Source organism: Actinomadura rugatobispora (genome assembly GCF_042656285.1).
Lineage (GTDB): Bacteria > Actinomycetota > Actinomycetes > Streptosporangiales > Streptosporangiaceae > Spirillospora > Spirillospora rugatobispora.
Map to the genome: position 1 here is coordinate 1 of NZ_JBHSON010000318.1, position 547 is coordinate 547.

Here is a 547-nt window from a genome sequence, read left to right on the forward strand (position 1 = left end):
GTTCCGGGACCACCGGTTCGAGCCGCCCAAGTACTCCGTGGAGGAGTGCAAGGACAAGGACATGACCTTCTCCGCCCCGATGTTCGTCACGGCGGAGTTCATCAACAACACCACCGGTGAGATCAAGAGCCAGACGGTGTTCATGGGCGACTTCCCGCTCATGACGCCCAAGGGCACCTTCATCATCAACGGCACCGAGCGGGTCGTGGTCTCCCAGCTGGTCCGCTCGCCCGGTGTCTACTTCGACCGCGCCCTCGACAAGGCGTCCGACAAGGACATCTACGGCTGCAAGGTCATCCCGAGCCGCGGCGCCTGGCTCGAGTTCGAGATCGACAAGCGCGACAACGTGGGCGTCCGGATCGACCGCAAGCGCAAGCAGCCGGTGACGGTGCTGCTGAAGGCGCTGGGGTGGACCGAGGAGCGCATCCGCGAGCGGTTCGGCGGCTATGAGTCGATCAATGTGACCCTGGAGAAGGACCACACCTCCGGGCAGGACGACGCGCTGCTGGACATCTACCGCAAGCTGCGTCCGGGCGAGCCGCCGACC

At 65.1% G+C, this 547-nt stretch carries 1 pseudogene; it reads left to right on the forward strand.

What is annotated here, in order from left to right:
* Positions 1–547 (forward strand): annotated as a pseudogene (locus tag ACFPZN_RS56895) (DNA-directed RNA polymerase subunit beta); the annotation flags it as partial.